This is a genomic window from Mycobacterium paragordonae (assembly GCF_003614435.1).
In the GTDB taxonomy this organism is placed as follows: Bacteria; Actinomycetota; Actinomycetes; order Mycobacteriales; family Mycobacteriaceae; genus Mycobacterium; species Mycobacterium paragordonae.
On the sequence record NZ_CP025546.1, the window covers coordinates 3,720,365 to 3,743,017 of the forward strand.

Here is a 22,653-nt window from a genome sequence, read left to right on the forward strand (position 1 = left end):
GTCCTAAGCTCGCGGCGCCGGAAAGTACATCTCCTGTCGCACCGTGCACACCAGGTCGCCGTTGCGGTTGAACATCGTGCCGCTCGCCAGCGCGAGCGAGTCGGCGCTACTCGGCGAAGACCGTTGGAACAGAAGCCAATCCGACAACACCGCCGGCGAATGGAACCACATCGAATGGTCGCGCTGGGACGACTCCCCGACTCCCCCGTACGCCGCGAAGGCCGGCTCCGTCAGCGTCACCGCGGACAGGTAGGCCACCAGGCTCGCGGTCAGCACCGGATCGTCGGGCACCGCGCCGTCCGGCCGCCACCACATCGCCGACCGTGCCGGAGGGACACTTTCGCTGTCGATGACCCGCCGCTCGAACCAGCGCAGGCTTGCGTACTGCCCCTGTGAATTCGGGTCGGACTCGGCGAGGTGCGGCGCCACCCACGGCAACGTCTCGGGCTCGGGCGCCGCCGGGATCGGCGGCTGATAAACGACCCGAGCAGACGCGGGATCGGCAACCTTGAACGACGACATCGCCTCCATCAGAATCTTGTCGTCCTGGCGCGCGGTGACCCGGCGCGCTGAAAAGGTCCGTCCCTCTTGCAGATTCACCACTTCGAAGTCCACCGGCCGGCGAGCGTCACCAGGGCGCAGGAAATACGTGTGCACACTGTGCGGCGCGCGGCCGGGCGCGGTGTAGGACGCAGCCAACAACGCCTGGGCCGAGATATGCCCACCGAGGATGTGGTGGTGCGGTGCGGGCAGCTGTCGACCGGCGAAGAGCCACGGCTCGACGCGGGCCAGCTCCATGGTGGCAAGCACGTCGCCGAGAGAGGATGACATCGCAACGTATCTTGCCCGATCACTACCCGAGCAGGCTCAGCAGCTGAGCCGCCGGTACCGCTGCAGCCGCCGCAGCGCCGCCGCCGACGCCGGAGCAGTGACGGGTTGCAGTGCCCGGATGAGGTCAGCCCGAACGGCGGGGACGTCGAGATGCATGCCGATGGCCACCAGACAGTTCCCGACGGCCCGCGGCGGAGCCTTGGCGATGTGGATGGCGCTGCCCACCAGGTTGACGACATAGTTGCGGACCGAACGCCCGTGCCGGACCGCCACCACGCCCTTGAGCCGGAAGACTCCGACTGACGGGCGTTCGAGCAGGTCAAACAACGCGTCGAGGTCGATGCAACCGGTGCTGGTGACCGTGACGGCGTCGGCATGGACGTGGTCGTGCTCAAGCTCCGAATCGAGCAACAGCTCCCGAAACGAAAGTTGCCCAGCCTCCTCCGACGACTCCAACGGGTCGAACAGCAGCGCGGGGTCGATCCGGCCACCGGTGGTGCCCACCACCTGAACCCGTGGGTTGCGTTGCGCCACACGCTGCCTGACACGCTCCAGCACGTCCGCCCGCTCCGCATCGGGCACCTGATCGAGCTTGTTGACGACCACCAGCGAGGCCGCGCCATAGCGCACCGGGGGCAGTTCGGTGCGGTCGACGGTGTCAAAGTGGTTGACCGCGTCCACGACGTCGACCAGGCCGCCGCTGCGAACCCCGGACAACTTGCTGAAACCGATGATCCGAGCGATCGACACCGGATCGGCCAGCCCGCTGGCTTCGACGACGATGGCGTCGAGGCGACGGGCCGGGTCCGCGAGCTTGGCGAGGGCGTCGTCGAGCCCACCGTCGTCGGGCAGGCAGCAGATGCATCCACCGGCGATCGAGGCGGGCTCGTCGACCTGGCCGGCCACCAGCCCGGCGTCGACATTGAGCTCGCCGAAGTCGTTGACCACTACCCCGAGCCGCGTACCAGGGCTGCGCAGCAAATGGTTCAGCAGGGTCGTCTTGCCGGCGCCGAGATGCCCGGTGAGCGCGATCACAGGAATCGCAGACAACACTCTCTCCCGACGTCGGCACCAGGTCATGGCAAGGCTAACCGGAGCGTCAGGCGGGCCGTTCGTCCTAGCCGTTTTCTTAGGTTTGGCTATCGGTGCCGTAGGCTTTGCGGCGATTTGTGAACGCAGACGCGCACCCCTCGGCGCTCAACCAACCGAACGGACTTCAAGCAAGTGATCATCGGAATACCACGCGAGTCTCTCTCCGGTGAGACGCGTGTTGCCGCCACGCCGCAGACCGTCGGGCAACTCATCAAGCTCGGCTACTCGGTGGTCGTCGAATCCGAAGCCGGAGCCGCCGCGAGCTTCCTGGACAGCGCCTACGACGAGGCCGGCGCCGACATTGGGTCGCCCGAGCAGGCCTGGACGGCCGACATCGTCTTGAAGGTGAATGCCCCGAACGACGACGAGATCGCCGCCCTGCGCGACGGCGCGACCCTGGTCAGCCTCATCTCCCCCGGGCTGCACCCCGAGCTGGTCGAAAAGCTGACCACCCGCAAGATCACCGTGCTGGCCATGGACGCGGTGCCCCGCATCTCGCGCGCCCAGTCCCTGGACGTCCTGTCGTCGATGGCCAACATCGCCGGGTACCGCGCGGTCATCGAAGCGGCGCACGCGTTCGGCCGGTTCTTCACCGGTCAGGTGACGGCCGCCGGCAAGGTGCCGCCCGCCAAGGTGCTCGTCGTGGGCGCCGGGGTAGCCGGTCTTTCCGCAATCGGGGCGGCGGGCAGCCTGGGCGCCATCGTGCGTGCCACCGACCCACGGCCAGAGGTCGCCGATCAGGTGAAATCCCTTGGCGGTGAGTATATTTCGGTCGACGACAGCGAGGCCGAAGTGTCCGCCACCGGATACGCCAAGGAGATGAGCGAGGACTACAAGGCCCGTGAGGCGCAGCTGTACGCCGAACAGTGCCAGGACGTCGACATCATCATCACCACCGCACTGATCCCCGGCAAACCGGCACCGCGGATCATCACGGCGGACATGGTCGCCGGCATGACCCCGGGCAGCGTCATCGTGGATATGGCCGCGTCCAACGGCGGCAACGTCGAGGGCACGGTCAAGGACCAGCTCGTCGTCACCGACAACGACGTGACCATCATCGGCTACACGGACCTGGCCGGACGGCTCCCCGCCCAGTCCTCCCAGCTCTACGGCACCAACCTGGTCAACCTGCTGAAGCTGATGACGCCGGAGAAGGACGGACAACTCGTCCTCAATTTCGACGACGTGGTCCAGCGGTCCATGACCGTGGTCCGCGACGGCGAGTCCACCTGGCCCCCGCCGCCGGTGCAGGTCTCGGCAGCACCTGCCGTCCCGGCGGCCGCCGCGCCGGTCAAGGAGTCGCACGCCAAGCAACCGATGTCCAACAAGCGCCGGCTGACGACCACACTGATCGCCGCGGCGGTGCTGTTCGGCCTCATCGCGATCTCACCGGCCGCCCTGCAGGTGCACCTCACGGTGTTCGCGTTGGCCATTGTGATCGGCTACTACGTGATCGGCCACGTCCATCACGCCCTGCACACTCCGCTGATGTCGGTGACCAATGCGATCTCCGGAATCATCGTGCTGGGCGCTTTGCTGCAGATCGGAAAAGAGAACCTCCCGATCACCGTGGTGTCCTGTGCGGCGATCCTGCTGGCCAGCATCAACATCTTCGGCGGCTTCGCGGTGACGCGACGCATGCTGGCCATGTTCTCCCGCAGCTGAGCCTGCGCACCCAATCGGAGGATCATCCCTTGTTCACGATAGAAACCGCCGCCAAAGCGGCATACGTCGTCGCGGCCCTGCTGTTCATCCTGGCGCTCGCCGGGCTGTCCAAGCACGAAACGTCGCGGGCCGGAAACACGTTCGGCATCTTCGGCATGGCCGTAGCACTGGCCGCCACCATCGCCCTGGCGATTAACGGACACATCGAGTCGCTGGGAGTGGCGCTGCTGGCCGGTGCCGTCGCGGTAGGCGCGGCAATTGGTCTGTGGCGCGCCCGGGTGGTCGAGATGACCGGCATGCCCGAACTGATCGCATTGCTGCACTCGTTCGTCGGTTTGGCCGCCGTGCTGGTCGGCTGGAACGGCTACCTGTTCGTGGAGCACAACCCTGGTGGCGCCGAGGCGGCCACCCTGCGCGCGGAGGGCCTGGGCGGCATCCACTCGGCCGAGGTCGTCATCGGCGTCTTCATCGGTGCCGTGACCTTCACCGGCTCGATCGTGGCGAACCTCAAACTCTCGGCGCGAATCAAGTCGGCGCCGATGATGCTTCCGGGCAAGAACTTCCTGAACGTCGGCGCGCTGGTGCTGTTCGGCGCCCTCACGGTGTGGTTCGTGATCAACCCGACGATCTGGCTTCTCGCCGCCGTCACCGCGCTCGCCCTGCTGCTCGGGTGGCACCTGGTCGCGTCCATCGGCGGCGGCGACATGCCCGTTGTCGTGTCGATGCTTAACAGCTATTCGGGATGGGCCGCGGCCGCATCCGGCTTCCTGCTCAGCAACGACCTGCTGATCATTACCGGTGCCCTGGTCGGATCTTCCGGTGCGTACCTGTCCTACATCATGTGCAAGGCGATGAACCGCTCGTTCATCTCCGTGATCGCCGGCGGCTTCGGCATCGAGGCGGGTCCGGCCGAGGACAAGGACTACGGCGAGCACCGGGAGGTCACCGCCGAAGGAGCCGCCGAACTGCTCGGCTCGGCCGACTCGGTGATCATCACGCCGGGATACGGGATGGCTGTCGCGCAGGCCCAGAACGCCGTCGCCGAGCTGACCCGCAAACTGCGTGCCCGCGGCGTCAACGTCAGGTTCGGCATCCACCCGGTCGCGGGACGCCTGCCCGGCCACATGAACGTGCTGCTGGCCGAGGCGAAGGTGCCCTACGACATCGTGCTGGAAATGGACGAGATCAACGACGACTTCTCCGACACCGCCGTCGTCCTGGTCATCGGCGCCAACGACACCGTCAACCCGGCGGCCGCCGAAGACCCGAGCAGCCCCATCGCCGGTATGCCGGTGCTGACCGTCTGGGACGCCGACAACGTGGTCGTGTTCAAACGTTCGATGGCCTCCGGCTACGCCGGCGTGCAGAACCCGCTGTTCTTCCGGGAGAACACCGCGATGCTGTTCGGCGACGCGCGCGACCGGGTCGAGGCGATCCTCGCGGCGCTCTAGCGTCGCGTCGCGCTTGTAGTGGCGGCGGTTCGGCTCGCCGAGATTGCCGCTACGGTCGCGGTTTGCCGTTCGAGCGCAACCACCACCGCGGTCTCGCGGGGGGCGCTGCCGTCGCTACTTGCGGCGTCAACGGTTCAGCTCGCCGAGATTGCCGCTACGGTCGCGGATCGCCTACCGAGCACAACCACCACCGCCGTCTCGCGGGGGGCGCTGCCGTCGCAGCTGCGGCGACGGCAGGTCGGCTCGCCGAGATTGCCCCTACGGTCGCGGATCGCCTACCGAGCACAACCACCACCGCCATCTCGCGGGGCAACTGCAGTCGCGCTGCGGCGGGGGATGATCCGTGTGAGTATTCGATGTGATGACGAACCGGTGTGCCGAAAGCCCGGAAGCCGGGCAGCGAACTCGATACGCTTGGCGCACACACCGGTGATTGACGCTTAGGGGGCGACGTGTCGTTTCTAGCCGTGGCTCCTGACTGGGTCACGTCGGCGGCAGCGGATCTGGAGAACATCGGTTCTGCGCTGGCCGCGGCCAACGCCGCGGCAGCTCTTCCGACCACGGGGGTCGCGGCCGCCGCGGCCGATGAAGTCTCGACCGCGATCGCTTCCCTGTTCGCCGGGTTCGGCCAGGAATATCAGGCCATCAACACCCAGCTCAGCGCGTTCCAGCAGCAGTTCGTGCTGTTGCTCGGCGGCTCGGCCGGCTCGTACGCGACCGCAGAGGCGACGGCCGCGTCCGTGCTCGACCCCGTTTTCGGCATCATCAATACGCCCACGCAGCTGCTGCTGGGACGTCCGCTGATCGGTGACGGAGCGGCGGGCACTGCCGCATCGCCCAACGGCGGGGCCGGCGGGTTGCTGTGGGGCAATGGCGGGGCCGGGTACTCGCCCGCGACCGGGCCGGGAGGTGCGGGCGGTTCGGCCGGATTCGTCGGCAACGGCGGCGCGGGAGGCACCGGCGGGATCGGCGCAGTCGGTGGCGCCGGTGGCAACGGCGGCTGGTTGTACGGGAATGGCGGCTACGGCGGCTGGGGCGGTGCAAACGCCGGGGGCGTCGGCGGAAACGGCGGTGCCGGCGGAATTGCCTATTTGCTGGGCAATGGTGGCTACGGCGGCGCGGGCGGCCTTGGCAACGATCCGCTACTGCCTCTCGGCTACGGCGGGACCGGCGGCCACGGCGGCATGATCTGGGGCAATCAGGGCTTCAGCGGCGCGGGCTGGGACGGCAAGACGATTTCGATGCCGACCGTCCAAACCACCGAACCGATAGTCAACCTGTCCGTCAACGGCCAAACCAGCGGCCCGATCCTGGTCGACACCGGATCCGCCGGACTGGTCATGCAGATCAAGGACATCGGCGGGCTGCCGGGATTGCTCAAGCTCGGCATCCCGCACGGACTCAACATCAGCGCCTACAGCGGTGGCCTGACCTACCTCTACGCCAGCTACCCCACGTCGGTGGACTTCGGCAACGGCATCGTCAGCTCACCCACCGCAGTAAATGTTGTGCTGTTCTCCCTGCCAACTTCGCCGTTTGCGATCAACGCATACTTCACCGAGTTCTTGAAGAACCCGTTCACGACGCCGTTCGACGCGTATTTCGCGACCGCCGGCGTGGACGGGGTGTTGGGCGTAGGCCCGAACGCGGTCGGCCCAGGCCCGAACATTCCGACCCAGGCTTTGCCGGGCGCGCTGGCCCAGGGCTTGCAGATCGACATGCAGAATCAAAAGTTGACGTTCGGTCCGAACCCGGACCCGACGCCCGGGTTCTCGATCAACGGCTCCCCGATCTCCACGCTGTATGTGAAAGTTGGGGCCGGACCGTTGCAAGCGGTCCCGTCGATTGTCGATTCTGGCGGCGTGCTTGGCACTATGCCGTCTTCCGTGATCGGTGGAGCGGGGAGTCTACCCGCAGGGACAGATATATATGTTTACGGCGACGCCGCCGGTACGAAGGAGCTTTACCACTACAACACGAGTTGGTACACACCGACGGTGATCTCGTCCGGCCTGATGAACACCGGCTACCTGCCATTCGCAACCCAACCCATCTACATCAGCAACTCGCCAGGCGGGGTCGGCACCACAGTCGTCAACACCCCTTAATCCAATCCCTCTGCCCCATCACTAAATTCACTCCTGTCACCCCCCGCCGCTAAAGTCGGCCCCATGTTGCAGACGATCGCCGTGCGCGGTTACCGCTCGCTCCGCGACATCGTGCTGCCACTGGGCCGGCTGTCCGTCGTCACCGGGGCCAACGGCACCGGCAAGTCGTCGGTGTACCGCGCACTGCGCCTGTTGGCCGACTGCGGCCGCGGCGACGTCATCGGCTCGCTGGCGCGAGAGGGTGGTCTGGAATCGGTGCTGTGGGCAGGTCCGGAGCAGCTAACCGGAGCCCGCAAACAGGGAAAAGCCCAGGGCACCACCCGCAGCCGCCCGCTATCGCTCGAACTCGGTTTCGCCGCAGACGATTTCGGTTACCTCGTCGACCTCGGCATCCCGCAGATGGCAGGCATCCGCTCGGCATTCTCCCGCGATCCGGAGATCAAGCGCGAGGCGATCTTCGCCGGTCCGGTCCTACGGCGCGCCACCACCCTGGTACTCCGCACCCGCGACTTCGCCGAAGTCAGTGGCGATTCCGGGTTCGACGAGCTGAGCCGTACGCTGCCGGCCTACCGCAGCGTGCTCACCGAATACGCCCACCCACAAGCACTTCCAGAGCTCGCGGCCGTCCGGGAACGGCTCCGTGGGTGGCGCTTCTACGACGGTTTCCGGGTCGACGCCGCCGCCCCGGCCCGGCTACCGCAAGTCGGCACCCGCACACCGGTGCTCTCCGACGACGGCAAGGATCTGGCCGCCGCGATCCAGACGATCATCGAAGCCGGATTCGACGACTTGAGCCGAATCGTCGCCGACGCATTCGACGGCGCCACCCTCGCCGTCGACGTCAACAACGGTCTGTTCGACCTGCAACTGCAACAGCCCGGCATGCTACGGCCGCTCCGCGCGGCCGAATTGTCAGACGGCACATTGCGATTCCTGTTGTGGGCCGCTGCGCTGCTCAGCCCGCAACGGCCGTCGCTGATGGTGCTGAACGAACCGGAGACCTCGCTGCACCCGAGGCTCGTCGGCCCGTTGGCCGCCCTGATCCGCATCGCGGCCGAGCACACCCAGGTTGTGGTGGTCACCCATTCCGATGCACTTCGGCAGCTTCTCAACGACGCTACCGAGATCGAGCTCTACAAAGATTTCGGCGAGACCCGGATCACCGGACAGAGTTTGCTGACGACACCGCCGTGGGACTGGGGCAAACGCTGAGGAAAGGTGCGACCAGTCTCTATTTGCGTGCAAAGTGTGCAGTTTGTGCAAATATGTGGGCATGGGCAATCACTTGGGCCTTCGCGAGCGCCGCCGCCGGCAGACCAGCGCGGACATCCGCGGGGCCGCCGTGCGCCTGGCGCAAGCACGCGGTTGGGACAAAGTCACCATCGAGGAGATCTGCGTCCAGGCCGGCATCTCGACCCGCACGTTCTTCAACTACTTCCCGAACAAGGAAGCGGCGATCGCCTACGGCCCCTCGGACCTACCACCAGAGCTGGCCGAGGAGTTCGTCGCCGCCGGCCCCGCACCGCTCTCGGTTGTCCTGGCGGATCTGATCACCCTGGCCGCCCACCATCTGCGCGACATGCCGCCGCAGCGCGAGCAGGCCGTGTGCATGCTGGACCTGGCCAAAACCACCCCCGCGGTGCTGGCGGCGTTCCTGGCCGACCTGGAGCGCTTCCAGACCCAGCTGACCGACATCGTCGCCAAACGCCAGGGCATGCCGTCCGATGACGAGATCCCGGCGCTGATCTCCGCGCTGGCACTGACGGCGGTCCGTTCGGGCATCGAGCGCTGGTCCAGCAGCGAACCGGAGGACGCGGACGACACGCCGATGCCCTACGTCGAGCGGGCCGCAGCGCTGGTCAACAGCATTTTCAGCAAGTAATTGGCGTGACCGAAAACACATAAACTTGCATGATCTGCAAAAAGTGCAGATTATGTATCCATGGTCCGGCGGCGGAACTCGACTATGCCTCGGTTGATCGAGACATCCGCCCGCTTCATGTCGGGCCGTTTTGGGCTGCGGGAGGCCCGGTCGAGGCTCCTGACGTTCGAACCTCCTGCAGTGCAACGCAACTCGAATCAGCTGATCGGATCGCCTAACCGGGAAGGGATCGCGTAGGTGCAGATGGCGAAGATGGTGCGCAACGCCTGGTTGCCGCTGTTGATCGTGGCCGTGGTCGCGATCGGCGGGTTCACCGTGCACCGGGTCAAGTCGTATTTCACCGCGGAGAACGCGGACACGTTGACCAGCCCGAAGGTGGACGACTCAAAACCGTTCAAGCCCAAGGTCGTCAAGTACGAGATCTTCGGTTCGGCGGCAAGCGCCAACGTGAACTACCTGGATCTCAGTGCGGAGCCGCGGCGCCTGGACGACGCGCCGCTGCCCTGGACCCTGGTCCTGAGCACCACCGCCCCCTCAGTTTTCCCCAACATCTCGGCGCAGAGCGACGGTGACTACCTCGGCTGCCGCATCACCGTCGACGACGAAATCAAGGACGAGAAAATTTCAAACGGCGTGCACGCTTTGACCTCCTGCCTGGTGAAATCAGCATGAGCACCACCCTCGAAGACAGACGGCCGGACAACTTCGACACCGCTCCCATCCCCAAACACGCGGCGCGTCCGGCGATTCCGCGGTTCCTGCGCAAGTTCGCGGTGCCCGTCATCATCGGCTGGATCGCGCTGATCGCCGTCCTCAACACCGTGGTCCCACAGCTCGACGAGGTCGGCAAGCTGCGCTCGGTCTCGATGAGCCCCGACGACGCACAGTCGGTGATCGCCACCAAGCGTGTCGGCGAGGTGTTCAAGGAGTACAAGTCCAACAGCTCGGTGATGATCGTGCTGGAGGGCCAGAACGCGCTCGGCGCCGACGCACACGCGTACTACGACCAGATCGTCCGCAAACTCGAGGCCGACAAGCAGCACGTCGAGCACGTTCAGGACTTCTGGAGCGACCCGCTCACCGGGGCCGGTGCGCAGAGCAACGATGGCAAGGCCGCCTACGTGCAGGTCTATCTCGTCGGGAACATGGGTGAGACGAAGGCCAATGACTCGGTCGAGGCCGTTCAGCACATCGTCGACAGCGCCAAGCCGCCCAACGGGGTCAAGGCCTACGTCACCGGCCCCTCAGCCCTGGAAGCCGACCAGCACCTGGCCGGAGACCGCAGCCTGCAGCTGATCACGATGGCAACGTTCGTCGTGATCATCGCGATGCTGCTGTTGGTCTACCGGTCGATCGTCACGGTGCTGCTCACGCTCGGCATGGTGGTGTTCGAGCTGGCGGCCGCCCGGGGTGTGGTCGCGTTCCTCGGCTACCACGAGATCATCGGGCTCTCCACGTTCGCGACCAACCTGCTGGTCACCCTGGCCATCGCGGCCGCGACCGACTACGCGATCTTCCTGATCGGCCGATATCAGGAAGCCAGAGCCGTCGGCGAATCGCGAGAAGACGCGTACTACACCATGTTCCACGGCACGGCGCACGTCGTGCTCGGATCCGGCATGACCATCGCCGGCGCCACCTTCTGCCTGCACTTCACCAACCTGCCCTACTTCCAGACACTCGGCGTCCCGCTGGCCATCGGCATGGTCGTGGTGGTGCTCGCGGCCCTGACGCTCGGGCCCGCGGTCATCTCGGTGGCCACCCGCTTCCGCCAGACCCTGGAGCCCAAGCGCGCCCAGCGAATTCGCGGCTGGCGCAAGATCGGCGCCGCCGTCGTGCGCTGGCCCGGACCGATCCTGGTCATGACGATCGGCATCGCCCTGGTCGGTCTGTTGACGCTGCCCGGCTACCGGACCAACTACAACGACCGCAACTACCTGCCCGCCGACCTGCCGGCCAACGCCGGTTACGCGGCCGCGGACCGGCACTTCTCCAAGGCGCGGATGAACCCTGAGTTGCTGATGATCGAAAGCGATCACGACCTGCGCAACTCCGCCGACTTCCTGGTCATCGACAAGATCGCCAAGGCCATCTTCCGGGTGCCCGGAATCAGTCGGGTGCAGGCCATCACCCGGCCCGAGGGCAAGCCGATCGAGCACACGTCGATCCCGTTCCAGATCAGCATGCAGGGCGTCTCGCAGCAGATGACGCAGAAGTATCAGGAAGATCAGATCGCCGACATGCTCAAGCAGTCGGATGAGATGCAGACGACCATCAACAGCATGGAGCAGATGCAGAGCATCACCACGCAGATGGCCGCCGACATGCACCAGATGGTCGGCAAGATGCACTCGATGACGATCGATGTCGCCGAATTGCGGGACCACATGGCCGATTTCGAGGACTTCTTCCGGCCGATCCGCTCCTACTTCTACTGGGAGAAGCACTGCTACGACATACCGGTGTGCTTCTCGCTGCGGTCGGTGTTCGATGCCCTCGACGGCATCGACACCATGACCGACGACATCCAGAGCCTGCTGCCAATCATGGATCACCTCGACACATTGATGCCGAAGATGGTGGCGCTGATGCCCGAGATGATCCAGAACATGAAGAACATGAAAACCATGATGCTGACCATGTATTCGACCCAGAAGGGCATGCTGGAGCAGCAACAGCGGGCGCAGCGCGACTCCTCGGCCATGGGCCGGGCGTTCGACGCGTCCCGCAACGACGACTCGTTCTACCTACCGCCGGAGACGTTCGACAACCCCGAGTTCAAGAAGGGGATGAAGAACTTCATCTCCCCCGACGGCCACGCCGTGCGCTTCATCATCAGCCACGACGGTGATCCGATGTCCGCGGAGGGCATTTCGCACATCGACGCGATCAAGAAGGCCACCTACGAGGCGCTGAAGGGCACCCCGATGGAGGGCTCCAAGATCCTCCTCGGTGGCACGGCGGCCACCTTCAAGGACATGCAGGAGGGCAGCAACTACGACCTGCTGATCGCCGGAATCGCGTCCATGTGCCTGATTTTCATCATCATGCTGATCCTGACCCGCAGCGTGGTCGCGTCCGCAGTGATCGTGGGAACGGTATTGCTTTCGCTGGGTGCATCTTTCGGGCTTTCGGTGCTCATCTGGCAACACCTGATCGGCATCGAACTGCACTGGATGGTGCTGGCGATGTCGGTCATCATCCTGCTGGCGGTCGGCGCGGACTACAACCTGCTGCTGGTGTCCCGGTTCAAGGAGGAGATCCATGCCGGCCTGAACACCGGCATCATCCGGGCCATGGGTGGCACCGGGTCAGTGGTGACCTCTGCCGGACTGGTGTTCGCCTTCACGATGATGACGATGGCGGTCAGCGAGCTGATCGTGATCGGCCAGGTGGGCACCACGATCGGTCTGGGTCTGTTGTTCGACACGCTGATCGTGCGGTCGTTGATGACGCCGTCGATCGCCGCGCTGCTGGGCAAGTGGTTCTGGTGGCCGCAGCGCGTGCGGCAGCGCCCGGTCGCCTCCCCCTGGCCGAAGCCCAGCGAGCAACCGGCGGAGAGGGATTCACTGACGTCGGTCTAACGCCGAGTGCGAATTCCGCGACGCTTCCGCGGCGTGTCGCGTCGTGAAGTTCACACTCGCCGCGGGGGTGACGGGCGACAGACGGTAGGCAGCGCTCAGTTCACGACGTCGAACACCGCCGCGGCCGACGTGACCGCTTTATCGGCGTTGCCCTCGTCGTGCAGCAGCATGCGCACGCCGACCCGTCCGGGTCCACCGGGGTAGGCCGAACCCTCCACCCGGAACGGGCCCACCTTGCCGCGGGACATGAACATCACGTGCCAGCTGACGACCTGCAGCCGCCGCGTCCCGGCGGCCTCCGCGGCGAGGTCGGTCGCGGCGGTCTCCAGCACCACGTGTTGCGGACCGATGTGCAGGGCCGCATCCGGGGAGGCGTACTCGGCGCTCAGCGCGGGCAACACCCAGTGCCCGTCGCCACGCTTGGCGGCGCCGAAGGCCGCCCACAGGGGCGGCAGGTCGGGTGAATCCTCGATCACCAGCTCGGTGCCCGAAACATCCATCCGGTCAAGGCCTTCCGGCGGTATGCCGATGATCGCGCCCTGCCCCTCGTTGAAGGCGAGCACCCGGTCCGGGTTGTCGGCATCGACGATCTTGCACCGCCCGTAGCCCATCGTGCGGCCTTGGTGGACGATGCCCGAATCCACGATCTCGATTCGGGCCACGTCATAGCCCGGGTCGATGATCTGCACCGAGGCGATCACCGGGTTGGGTACCGCCACCATGTCGGTCTGGCACCCTTCCGGCGACGAGATGGCAAGAGGCGCAACCATGATGCCGCCGGCCTCGTTGCGCATGTCGCGGCGGATGGTCACGGTGTGGTCGACCTCACCAAGGTTCATCGATGAGTGGTTGCGCCCGATGTAGCGATAGCTGAGCAGGCCGGTCCAGCGCCGGTGCAACTCATCCCGGTAGGCGTCCGGGTCGTCGAGCAACTCCCGGATGTCGCGCGGTTGACCACTCATTTTCCGGCCTTCCTGGACTCGTTGTGCGCCATAGCATCCCGGATAAGCGCCATCAGCGCTTCGTCGTCGATCGTGTCGCCCTCGTGGAAATCGATGGCACGGCGGGTGTTTCCGTCCAGGCTTGCGTTGAACAGCCCGCTGGGGTCGTTCAGTGCGGCAGCGTGCGCGAAGGTCACCTTGACGACGTTCTTGTACGTCTCGCCGGTGCAGATCATCCCGTCGTGGTACCACACCGGGACGCCCCGCCACTTCCATTCTTCGACGACGTCCGGGTCGGCCTGCTTGATCAGCGCACGGATGCGCGCCAGTGTCTCCCCACGCCAGTCACCGAGTTCCGCGATACGCGCGTCGATCAACTCCGACGGTGCCTCAGCCATGTCGCCCCCATCTGCATCGCGATACAGTTGCAGGGCTGATTGTAACGTCGATACTGCTGGACAAAAGGACCATGGGACATCCCTCGGGTGACGCGCGCACGGTGTTCACCTTCTGCCGCTATTGCCTGGCCTCCTGCGGCATCGAGGTCACCGTCGAGGGCAACCGGGTGTCCAGGATCGCCGCTGACAAGCAGAACCCGCACAGCTGGCGCGACTTCTGCGCGAAAGGCCGGAACGCCGCACAACTCGTCGAACACCCGCGCCGGATCCTGACTCCCATGCGGCGGGTGGCCGACCGGTACGTCGAATCCACCTGGGATGACGCTATTTCCGACATCGCGGCGCGGATGACGGCGTTGATCGAGGCCGACGGCCCCGATGCCGTCGGCGCCTACTACGGCAACCCGGCCGGATACTCGGCGTCGAATCTGATGTTCATGAACGGTTGGCTGGATGCGGTGGGCACCCAGAACCGTTACGCGGTGGGCTCCGTCGACCAGAACGCGGTGCACGTCGTCGCGGAAGCGATGTATGGATCCTCAATCATGGTGCCCGTCTCCGACATCGATCACTGCGACTATTTCCTTCTGGTCGGGGCCAATCCCGCGGTGAGCGCCTGGAACTGGCTGGAAAGCGCACCGGGCGGCTGGCAGCGGGCGCTGGACCGACAACGGCAGGGCGCCACCATCGTCGTCGTCGATCCGGTACGCACCGAATCCGCCGACAAAGCCGACGTCCAAATCGCGGTGCGTCCCGGCCAGGACTGGGCACTGCTGCTGGCGATGGTCAAAGTCATTCTCGACGAAAGCCTCGAACACCGGACCGACTGCGCACACCTGACCACCGGCATGCCGGCGCTTCGAGCGCTGATCGACGAAGCCGACCTGGATGACCTGGCCCGGCGATGCGACGTGCCACGCCACCAGATAGAAGACATGGCAAGGGAATTCGCGAACGCACCGGCCGCCATGGTGGTGACGCGGACCGGCGTGTCACTGCACCTGTCCGGGACGGTGGGCGAATGGCTCGGTCAGGTGCTCAACGTCATCACCGGGCGGATGGATCGCCCGGGCGGCCGGCGGTTCGAACCCGGCTACCTGGATGCGATTAAACTGGCCGGCGCCGTCAAGGCATCGGATCACCGCAGCCGGCTGACCAGCCGCCCGATGGTGGCGGGTGTGCACGCGTTGAGCGAATTGCCCGCGCAGATCACCACACCCGGCCCCGGCCAGATCCGCGCCCTACTGATCAATGCCGGCAACCCGGTGATCTCCGGGCCGGACGGGTCCGCCCTCGACGACGCCCTGGCGCAGCTGGACCTGCTGGTGGTCATCGACATGGTCCAGCGCGAAAGCCACCGCCATGCGCACTGGTTGCTGCCCGCTGTGCACTGGCTCGAGCGTGATGACCTGCTGGCGCTCACCAGCAGTCTGCATGACGAGCCGTATGTGCAGTACGGCCGGCGGGCGGTCGAACCCCCGCCGGGGGCGCACGAGGCCTGGCGGATGTTCGTCGACCTGACGCTGGCCATGGACGTCCCGCTGTTCGGCGCCAAGGGGATCAATGCGTTCATCAAGGCCAGCCGGCGGCTGGCCCGCGTCACCGGTCGTCCGGCTCTGGAATTCTCGCCGCGCTGGGTCAACCGGCTGCTGCTGCTCATGTCGCGAAAGGTCAACGGCCACAAGCTGAAATGGCGTGAACTGGTGGCCAGCGAGCACGGCATGGTGCTCGGCCCCCGCGAGTACGGTCACTTCAAGGACGCGCTGCGCACCCCTGACAAGCGCGTGCATATCGCGCCTGCCGCGTTGGTCGCCCGCGCCCGCGAACTGCTGGCGGCACCGGCGCCGGCGGCCCCCGACGGATACCCGTTCCAACTGGGCAACCGCCGCCATCGGCATTCGATGAATTCGTTTCTGAACGAGTTGCCCGGTCTGCACCCGGGCGGCAAGGGCAGCGTGGTGCTCATCCACCCAGCAGATGCCGCCGATCTCGGCATCGCCGACGGCGACCTGGTGCGGGTGCACTCCCCCGTCGGCGCGGTTGAGGTGCGAGCTGCACTCAACGACCGGCCCCGGCGCGGCCTGCTCGTGATGGCTCACGGCTGGGGGTCGCGGATCTTCGACCCGCAGGGTGCGGCGGCGCCACAGGTCTTTGGGGTGAACCGCAATCTGCTCATCGACGCTGAACCCGTGGATCCGCTGTCTCAGACTCCCGCGATGAGTTCCGGCTACGTGGCGGTGGAACTGGTCGCTGCCGCCACACCCACCGACATGACCGAGAGCCGGCACCCGTCCGGTCCGGTGCGCCAGACGTGATCGACGCCCGTGACGACGGCGGCGTCACCAGCTTTCAGCGGATGCGCGCCGTCGTCCAGGATCAGTTCGACCGAGCCGGAGAGCACGAGATCGAGGTCCACGGTGTCGGTGTGGTGCATCGAAAAGGCCACGCCTGGGCCGTAATCGATGATCTTCCAGTTGATGGTGCCGGGTGGGACCCCCAGGTCCAGGGTGTCGGCGCTCCGACCCCCATGGGAGATCGCGGGTGCCGACGGCGTCGCATAGAGCACGGAGTACAGGATGCCCTCGAAACCCGGGAAGCCGTCCAGCGTGACCGGCCCGTCCTGCTCCGCGCACGATCGGCCCGCGGCGTCGACGCCGGTGACCAGCAGCCGCCCACCGGGCGCGGACAGCGGGCCTTGCGACCCTTCCGGCAAGGAAACGAAGGCGCGCGCTGAGTCTTCTGACATGCGTTAGGACTCTAGCCGCAGCAACCTCAGCGACGAGCCGCTTCCAACAACGCGTCGGCGGCGATGCGACCGAGTTCGTTCGCGGCCAGCGGGCTGTCTCCGGTGATCAGTTTGCGGTCCTGGTGCGTCTTGCCGGTCATGTCGTCGTTAAGAATGGTCAGCCCCCGCTTGCTCAGCTGCTCTGCGACGAGCCATTTCAATTCGCCTGGCAGGTAACCCATTTCAATGTTCGCGCCGGAGTCCAGCGCGTCGGGGAACACGCACACCGAGTAGCCCTCGAAGGGCGATTCGGCTTTGTCCGCCGCGGCCGCGAGCAGGGCCGCCGGGCCGTGGCACAACGTGACGATGAACCTGTCGTTCGTCAGCGCCCATTCCAGCGTCTCCCCCACGGCGGGACTGTCCGGCAGGCCGACCATCGCGCCGTGCCCGCCGGGGATGAACACGGCAAGGTAGTCGGAATCGGGACCCAGCTCATTGGCCACCACTTCGGAAAGTTTCTTGGGCTGCTTGAACTTTGGCTTGAGCGCTTCGTAGGTGGCCAGCACGGCTTCGTCCTCGCCTGGCATCGCCCACAGCTCCAGCTTGACCGGATAGCCGGTGACGGTTGCGACGTCGACCTCGAATCCCGTCTCGATCAGGTGGTGCAGCGGAAGCAATGTCTCGACGGGATGGTTGCCGGTGGAGAACATCGTGCCGTTCTTCAGCAGAACGTAGCGCTCCTCGGCGCCGATCATCAGGACTTTCCACCGGCCTCCGGTGTACTCCCCTGGGTGCTGCGCGCCGTCGAAGTCGGTCTTCGGCTGCGTGTACTGACTCAGTGAATACGCCGACGGAAAAAACGCGTTGTCCTCGGCCTCGTCGGGCGTGGGGTCTTTACTCAGGTGGTCCGCATCGGTGGGCATCGAAGAGAACTGCCCGGCCGGTGGCTGTGGCAAACGTCAGATGCTTGGCACGGCGGAGTTCAACGGATCACCGCGCAGTCGGTGCGGGTCGGCAAGCCGGCGACGCCGAATCATGTGACCGAGCACGAGCACCGAGGCGGCCGCGGCATAGACGCACCACAAGGATGCGAAGGCCTGGACGTACACGACGGCCACCACCACCAGGCCGACCAGATTCAGCAGTCCAAACGCCACAATCGAGGGATAACCCGACACCACCGCCGGTCCGATCACCGCGACGATGTAGAGCACGGCCCACACAATGCCGTTCGGCACGGCTTTCTGGTATTCCAGCGCGTGCGGGTGCTCGACGACCGTGACGGGTCTGCTCAGCACGACGTAGGTCAGATAGGTCGACACGACCCCACCTAGCGCCACGAAAGGCACCACCCGCATCCGTGCGCCGCGGGGTTCGAGCATGAGGACCGAGATCGGCATGAGCGTCGGCAACAAACCCATCGCGATGAACAGATAGGCACGTACCGCCAGCGAGACCAACCCGGGCGAGATCACGCCGTGCGCGGTGGGCCATACCGCCGCCTCGATGAATTGGTGCACCGCGAACACGGTCGGCAACAGCGCGAAAGGTATTTCGCGCCAATGTTTTACCTCGTGCAGCGCGGCGATGGCGACGGGCACCAGGGCCACACCGACCACCAGGTCGGCTGTTGCCGAGAAGCACACCGCTGCGGTGTTCCCGCTCGGCGTCGGCGCAAACTACGAACAACCGCCGCTAGGGCAACCCGTTGATCCCGTTCTGGCCGAGTAGCTGTCCGCCAGTGCCGCCGGCGCCCGCGGTGCCATTAGTGCCCGGAGGAACGACGCCACGTCCGGCGTTCCCGCCGTTCCCGCCGAAGCCGAGCAATCCGGCGTTGCCCCCATTGCCACCATTGCCGCCGTTGAGCCCGCTGTCGCCGCCGGCACCCCCGGCGCCGCCATTGCCGATCAGTCCGGCCTTGCCACCGAGCCCACCGGTTCCCCCGGTGCCGCCGATGCTCTGTCCGCCGGCGCCGCCGGATCCTCCGGACCCGAAGAACATGCCGGCATTGCCGCCGGCGCCGCCACCCCCGCCCGGCCCCGAGGCGGCACCGTTGATCCCGCCGGTGCCACCGCCGCCGGCGGCACCCCCGGAGCCGAACAGCGCTCCACCGTTGCCGCCCGCCCCGCCGACACCCCCGGCGTTCAAGCCGTTTCCTCCGCCGCCACCGGCGCCACCGGCAGCGAACAACATGCCCCCGTTTCCACCCGCCCCGCCGGCACCGCCGCTGGCACCGCCACCGCCGGCCCCGCCGGCACCGGCGTCACCGAAGAACATGCCGGCGTTGCCACCGGCTCCACCGACGCCACCCACGGCGTTGGGACCGAGCCCGCCGGTGCCACCGGCCCCGCCGGTGCCGAACATCGCAGCCGACCCACCCGCTCCACCGGCACCGCCGACTCCGCCCGCATTGGTTCCGCCGAGCCCGCCGTTTCCGCCGACGCCGCCGGCACCGAACAGCCCGGCGGCGCCACCCGTCCCGCCGATTCCGCCGCTTGCCGACAGGCCGCCCGCACCGCCGAGCCCGCCGGCTCCTCCGACGCCGCCGAGGAGTCCCCCGGCGCCACCCGCTCCGCCGGTGCCGCCCACACCCAGTACCCCGCCGGCCCCGCCGGCGCCGCCGGCGACCCCGAGGCCGCCGAACAACCCGCCCGCACCGCCGGTCCCGCCGGCTCCACCGGTAACGGCCGATGCGACACCGCCCGCGCCTCCGGCGCCACCAACGCCGAACAGACCCGCCGCTCCCCCGTTACCGCCCTGCTGGCCCGCCGCGCCTGAGCCGCCCGCTCCGCCGTCGCCCGCCAACCAGCCGCCCGCTCCGCCGTTCTGCCCGGTACCCGGCGCACCGTTGGCGCCGTTGCCGATCAGCGGACGTCCGGTCAATGCCTGTACGGGGGTGTTGATCGCGTTCAGAAGTTGCTGCAGTGGCGACGCGTTCGCCGCCTCAGCGCTGACATAGGCTCCCGAACCCGCCAACAGGGCCCGCACGAACTGATCATGGAACGCCGCCGCCTGGGCGCTCAGCGCCTGGTATCCCTGGCCGTGTTCGGAGAACAGGCCCGCGATGGCCGCCGACACTTCATCCGCGGCCGCTGCCAGCACGCCCGTCGTTTGAACCGCCGCGGCCGCGTTGGCCGTACCGAGCGCGGAGCCGATGCCGGCAAGGTCCGTGGCGGTGCTTTGCAGGGCTTCCGGGAACGCGACTACCAGCGACATTTCAGACCTCCCGACAGCAGCGACAAATCACCGCTGGCTCAAGCAGATCACCTTTGCCGGAGGTCGTCGCTGTGAGTTCGCTGCCAATTCAGCCGTCGCAGCAGGACTCCACGTCCAGTCGGCAAGCGCAGGACGCACGGATCGGCACGTCGGCACGCGCGGCGGCCAGGGCGAGCTGCTGGCCGATGATCACCGCCTCCTCGTTACGCCCGAGCCGACGCAGGCACTCGTGATAGCCGTGCAGGCTCCACACGTTGCCCGGATGCTGGCAACACCGCGCCAGCGTAGGGTCCAAACCCAGATCAGCGGCATACACTGCGGCCGCCTCTTCGACATGCCCCTGCTCGAGAAGCAACGCGCCGTAGGCATGCCGGGTCGGTTGCATCCACCCCCACGGCTCGTCGTACGGCAACCCGTCGTCGAGCTCGACGGCACGCCGCAGGTATCTGTACGCGTCGTCGAAAGACCTTTCCCGATAGGCGATCTCGCCATCCAGCATGGCAGCGGCAACCGCAAGGATGTCACGGCTGGTGTTGTTGAACAGATAACGGGAGTCCGGAATCCGCGCGTAGGCCTCGGCAAACGCGGCACGCTCGGCATGCGCTTCGGAGAGTTGCCCGGTAGCCGCGAAAGCGACGCCACGCCCGTAGTGGACGGTCGTCGCGGTGGTGCAGTACACCTCCGGGTTGGCCGGCAGCGGTTGGGCAATGAGGTCGTCCCAGCGCCCGAATCGCACCAGCACGTGAGTCCGCAACGGCACGAACGCCTCCAGCCAGTCGGCCATCGGCGGGGACTGGATTCCCAGCAATTCAGGCGTCAGCTGTGCGGCCAGTTCGTCGGCGGCACGCAACGCGATCTGCGACAGCCCCTGAAACATCGCCGAGTACACGATGAAGTGCAGATCGTGCGCGCGATAGAGCGAGTAGAAGTTCAGCGGTCCCGCCCGCTGGACGAAACGTCGATCCGCTTGTACCGCAGCAGTATTCGCCTCCACCGAGCTGCGGTAGTCGCCGCACAGCACGTCGATGTGGCTCGGCATGTGTTGCAGGTGGCCGGCGTCGGGCACCAGGCCGCGCAGCAGGTCCGCCGCCGGCAGGGCAACTTCAGGGGTCGACGACATCTCCATGGTGTGCAGGTACAGGTGCAGGATCCCCGGGTGGGCACGGCCCTGCGGCCCGGCCAGCGCGTCCTCGAGGATCCGCCGCGCTTCCAGTGCCCGCGAGCCTTCGGCCGGCTCACCGGTGGCGGTGTCCCACAGCGCCCAGGCCGTGACGTTGACCAGCGCGTCAGCGGCCAGGGCTTGCACGTCGATGTCGTCGGGATACTCCGCGGCCAATGCCTTCATCGCGTCGGCGTACGCGAACCGACCCGCGTCCAGATCCTCCGGAAACCGCATGCGCAGTGCAGCGATCAGTCCCTGTTCGACAGCGCTCGCCCGCCCCCGGTCGGCCAGGGCGAGTTCCGCACGGGCGCGGGACAGCGATGCCGACAGTTCAACCGGATCGAACGCCTCCCACGCCTTGTTGTAGTTCGGACCCACCGAATACGCGATGCCCCACCGCGCGACCGCCAGATCCGGGTCGTGTTCGAGGGCGCGCTCGAAGCAGCGGACCGCTTCTTCGTGGTTGAACGCGTACGCCCAGACCAGACCGCGGTCGAACCACAGTTGTGCTTGCGGCGCAACGGTTTCGACCGGGCGATGATAATTGCCGAGGTCGAAGTACGACCGCTCGGAGGTCACGGGATGGTGAGAGCGATCTTGCCGACGTGTTCGCCGGCCCGCATCACCCGTAGGGCCTCATCCAGGTCCTGCCAGCCGAAGACGTGGCTGATGTGCGGTTTGATTCCTGACGCCCCGATCACCTCACACACCTCCCGGTGAGTACGCACGCTGCCGACGGTGATCCCGATGATGCGCAGGTTGTTCAGCATCACCTCGGCGACCGCGATGGGCGTCGTGTCGAAGCCGCTGAGCACGCCGATCACCGCGACCGTGCCGGCCATCCGCGTCGAATGCAGCGACTGCGCCAGGGTGGCGGGACCACCGAGTTCGACGACGAGGTTCGCGCCGCGCCCGTCGGTGAGCCGCTTCACCTCCGCGTCCCAACCTGGGGTGGTGCGGTAGTTGATGAGATGTGTTGCGCCCAAATCAGATCCGATTTTGAGTTTGTCGTCCGAGGAGGACGTGAGGATGGTCGTGGCACCCAGCGTCTGGGCCAGTTGCACGGCGAACAGCGAAACCCCGCCGGTGCCCTGCGTCACCACCACATCCCCCGCGCCGATTCCCGCCTCCTTGAGCGCCGCCCAGGCCGTCACAGCGGCACACGGAATCGTTGCGGCTTCGACGTCGCTCAAGTGCTCGGGTGTCGCGACCACCCCGGTGGCGTCGGCGACCCGGTACTGCTGCAGCCATCCGTCGCAACTGTCGCCCGGCAGGTCGCGCTTGTTCTCCGGGGTCGGCGGGCCGTCCTGCCAGCCCGGGTTGAAGGCGCCCATCACCCGCTGCCCGACGGCCAGGTCCGTGACGTCGGGGCCGACCGCGACCACCTCGCCCGCACCGTCACTCATCGGCACCCGCGGCCAGGGCCCGGGTAGCAGACCCATCAGGTTGACGTTGTCGTGGAAGTTCAGGCTCGAGGCGTTGACCTTGATCAGCACCTGTCCCGGCCCGGGTTCGTCAACGGGTCGTTCCACCGCCACCGGTGCGATGCCGGGTCCGTTCATCACCAAGGCCTGCTGACGGTCGGGAATGTTCAT

18 protein-coding genes are annotated in these 22,653 nt (G+C 66.7%); 8 read left to right on the forward strand and 10 right to left on the reverse strand.

All coding sequences use genetic code 11. The annotated features are described in order from the left end of the window. Positions 1-3 precede the first annotated feature (3 nt). Both C0J29_RS16970 and C0J29_RS16975 read right to left on the reverse strand, forming a co-directional pair. Positions 4-831 carry an acyl-CoA thioesterase gene (locus C0J29_RS16970; RefSeq protein WP_120793029.1) on the reverse strand — a complete coding sequence of 276 codons (828 nt, stop codon included), beginning with the start codon at positions 829-831 and terminating at the stop codon, positions 4-6. A 36-nt stretch (positions 832-867) separates the two neighbouring features. Continuing rightward, positions 868-1,881, reverse strand: coding sequence for a CobW family GTP-binding protein (locus C0J29_RS16975; RefSeq protein ID WP_120794782.1), 1,014 nt, complete (start codon positions 1,879-1,881; stop codon positions 868-870). A 174-nt stretch (positions 1,882-2,055) separates the two neighbouring features. Between C0J29_RS16975 and C0J29_RS16980 the strand changes: the two genes are divergently transcribed. The 7 genes from C0J29_RS16980 (at position 2,056) to C0J29_RS17010 (ending at position 12,616) form a co-directional block, all read left to right on the forward strand. After that, positions 2,056-3,591, forward strand: a complete 1,536-nt coding sequence (locus C0J29_RS16980) for a Re/Si-specific NAD(P)(+) transhydrogenase subunit alpha (RefSeq protein ID WP_120793030.1) — start codon at positions 2,056-2,058, stop codon at positions 3,589-3,591. Between the two features lie 29 nt (positions 3,592-3,620). Beyond that, positions 3,621-5,042: a Re/Si-specific NAD(P)(+) transhydrogenase subunit beta gene (gene pntB / locus C0J29_RS16985; protein ID WP_065043377.1), complete on the forward strand. Its 1,422-nt coding sequence runs from the start codon at positions 3,621-3,623 to the stop codon at positions 5,040-5,042. Between the two features lie 452 nt (positions 5,043-5,494). Beyond that, positions 5,495-7,150, forward strand: a complete 1,656-nt coding sequence (locus C0J29_RS16990) for a PecA family PE domain-processing aspartic protease (RefSeq protein WP_120793031.1) — start codon at positions 5,495-5,497, stop codon at positions 7,148-7,150. A 63-nt stretch (positions 7,151-7,213) separates the two neighbouring features. Continuing rightward, positions 7,214-8,362, forward strand: a complete 1,149-nt coding sequence (locus C0J29_RS16995) for an AAA family ATPase (RefSeq protein WP_120793032.1) — start codon at positions 7,214-7,216, stop codon at positions 8,360-8,362. 61 nt (positions 8,363-8,423) lie between these two features. Then, positions 8,424-9,032, forward strand: coding sequence for a TetR family transcriptional regulator (locus tag C0J29_RS17000; RefSeq protein WP_065164652.1), 609 nt, complete (start codon positions 8,424-8,426; stop codon positions 9,030-9,032). Between the two features lie 243 nt (positions 9,033-9,275). Further along, the gene (locus C0J29_RS17005) at positions 9,276-9,704 is read left to right on the forward strand and encodes an MmpS family transport accessory protein (protein ID WP_065043383.1); all 429 of its coding nucleotides are present in this window, start codon (positions 9,276-9,278) and stop codon (positions 9,702-9,704) included. After that, positions 9,701-12,616: an MMPL/RND family transporter gene (locus tag C0J29_RS17010; protein WP_120793033.1), complete on the forward strand. Its 2,916-nt coding sequence runs from the start codon at positions 9,701-9,703 to the stop codon at positions 12,614-12,616. Before C0J29_RS17005 ends, C0J29_RS17010 begins: the two co-directional genes overlap by 4 nt. Before the next feature lie 95 nt (positions 12,617-12,711). Here C0J29_RS17010 and C0J29_RS17015 read toward each other — a convergent pair whose 3' ends face one another. Together C0J29_RS17015 and C0J29_RS17020 are read right to left on the reverse strand one after the other, a co-directional pair. Continuing rightward, positions 12,712-13,578, reverse strand: a complete 867-nt coding sequence (locus tag C0J29_RS17015; protein WP_120793034.1) for a hypothetical protein — start codon at positions 13,576-13,578, stop codon at positions 12,712-12,714. Next, complete coding sequence (locus C0J29_RS17020) at positions 13,575-13,955, reverse strand: DUF1801 domain-containing protein (protein ID WP_120793035.1); 381 nt, start codon at positions 13,953-13,955, stop codon at positions 13,575-13,577. The genes C0J29_RS17015 and C0J29_RS17020 overlap by 4 nt, the downstream gene beginning before the upstream one ends. A gap of 71 nt (positions 13,956-14,026) precedes the next feature. Here C0J29_RS17020 and C0J29_RS17025 point away from each other — a divergent pair, with 71 nt between their 5' ends. Continuing rightward, positions 14,027-16,270, forward strand: a complete 2,244-nt coding sequence (locus tag C0J29_RS17025) for a molybdopterin-containing oxidoreductase family protein (protein ID WP_120793036.1) — start codon at positions 14,027-14,029, stop codon at positions 16,268-16,270. Here C0J29_RS17025 and C0J29_RS17030 read toward each other — a convergent pair. From C0J29_RS17030 to C0J29_RS17055, 6 genes are all read right to left on the reverse strand, one after another. Further along, positions 16,183-16,701, reverse strand: coding sequence for a cupin domain-containing protein (locus tag C0J29_RS17030; protein WP_242460457.1), 519 nt, complete (start codon positions 16,699-16,701; stop codon positions 16,183-16,185). The two genes, C0J29_RS17025 and C0J29_RS17030, sit on opposite strands and share 88 nt — an antisense overlap. 26 nt (positions 16,702-16,727) lie before the next feature. Further along, entirely contained in the window at positions 16,728-17,603 is an 876-nt protein-coding gene (gene hchA, locus C0J29_RS17035) for a glyoxalase III HchA (protein WP_120793037.1), read from the reverse strand. Between the two features lie 36 nt (positions 17,604-17,639). After that, the gene (locus tag C0J29_RS17040) at positions 17,640-18,326 is read right to left on the reverse strand and encodes a DUF6629 family protein (RefSeq protein ID WP_120793038.1); all 687 of its coding nucleotides are present in this window, start codon (positions 18,324-18,326) and stop codon (positions 17,640-17,642) included. Between the two features lie 49 nt (positions 18,327-18,375). Beyond that, on the reverse strand, positions 18,376-19,896 hold the full coding sequence (locus C0J29_RS17045; RefSeq protein ID WP_120793039.1) for a PE family protein: 1,521 nt from the start codon (positions 19,894-19,896) through the stop codon (positions 18,376-18,378). A gap of 88 nt (positions 19,897-19,984) precedes the next feature. Beyond that, positions 19,985-21,637, reverse strand: a complete 1,653-nt coding sequence (locus tag C0J29_RS17050) for a tetratricopeptide repeat protein (protein ID WP_120793040.1) — start codon at positions 21,635-21,637, stop codon at positions 19,985-19,987. After that, a complete protein-coding gene (locus tag C0J29_RS17055) occupies positions 21,634-22,653 on the reverse strand; it encodes a zinc-dependent alcohol dehydrogenase family protein (protein WP_120793041.1) in 1,020 nt (339 codons plus the stop codon). The genes C0J29_RS17050 and C0J29_RS17055 overlap by 4 nt, the downstream gene beginning before the upstream one ends.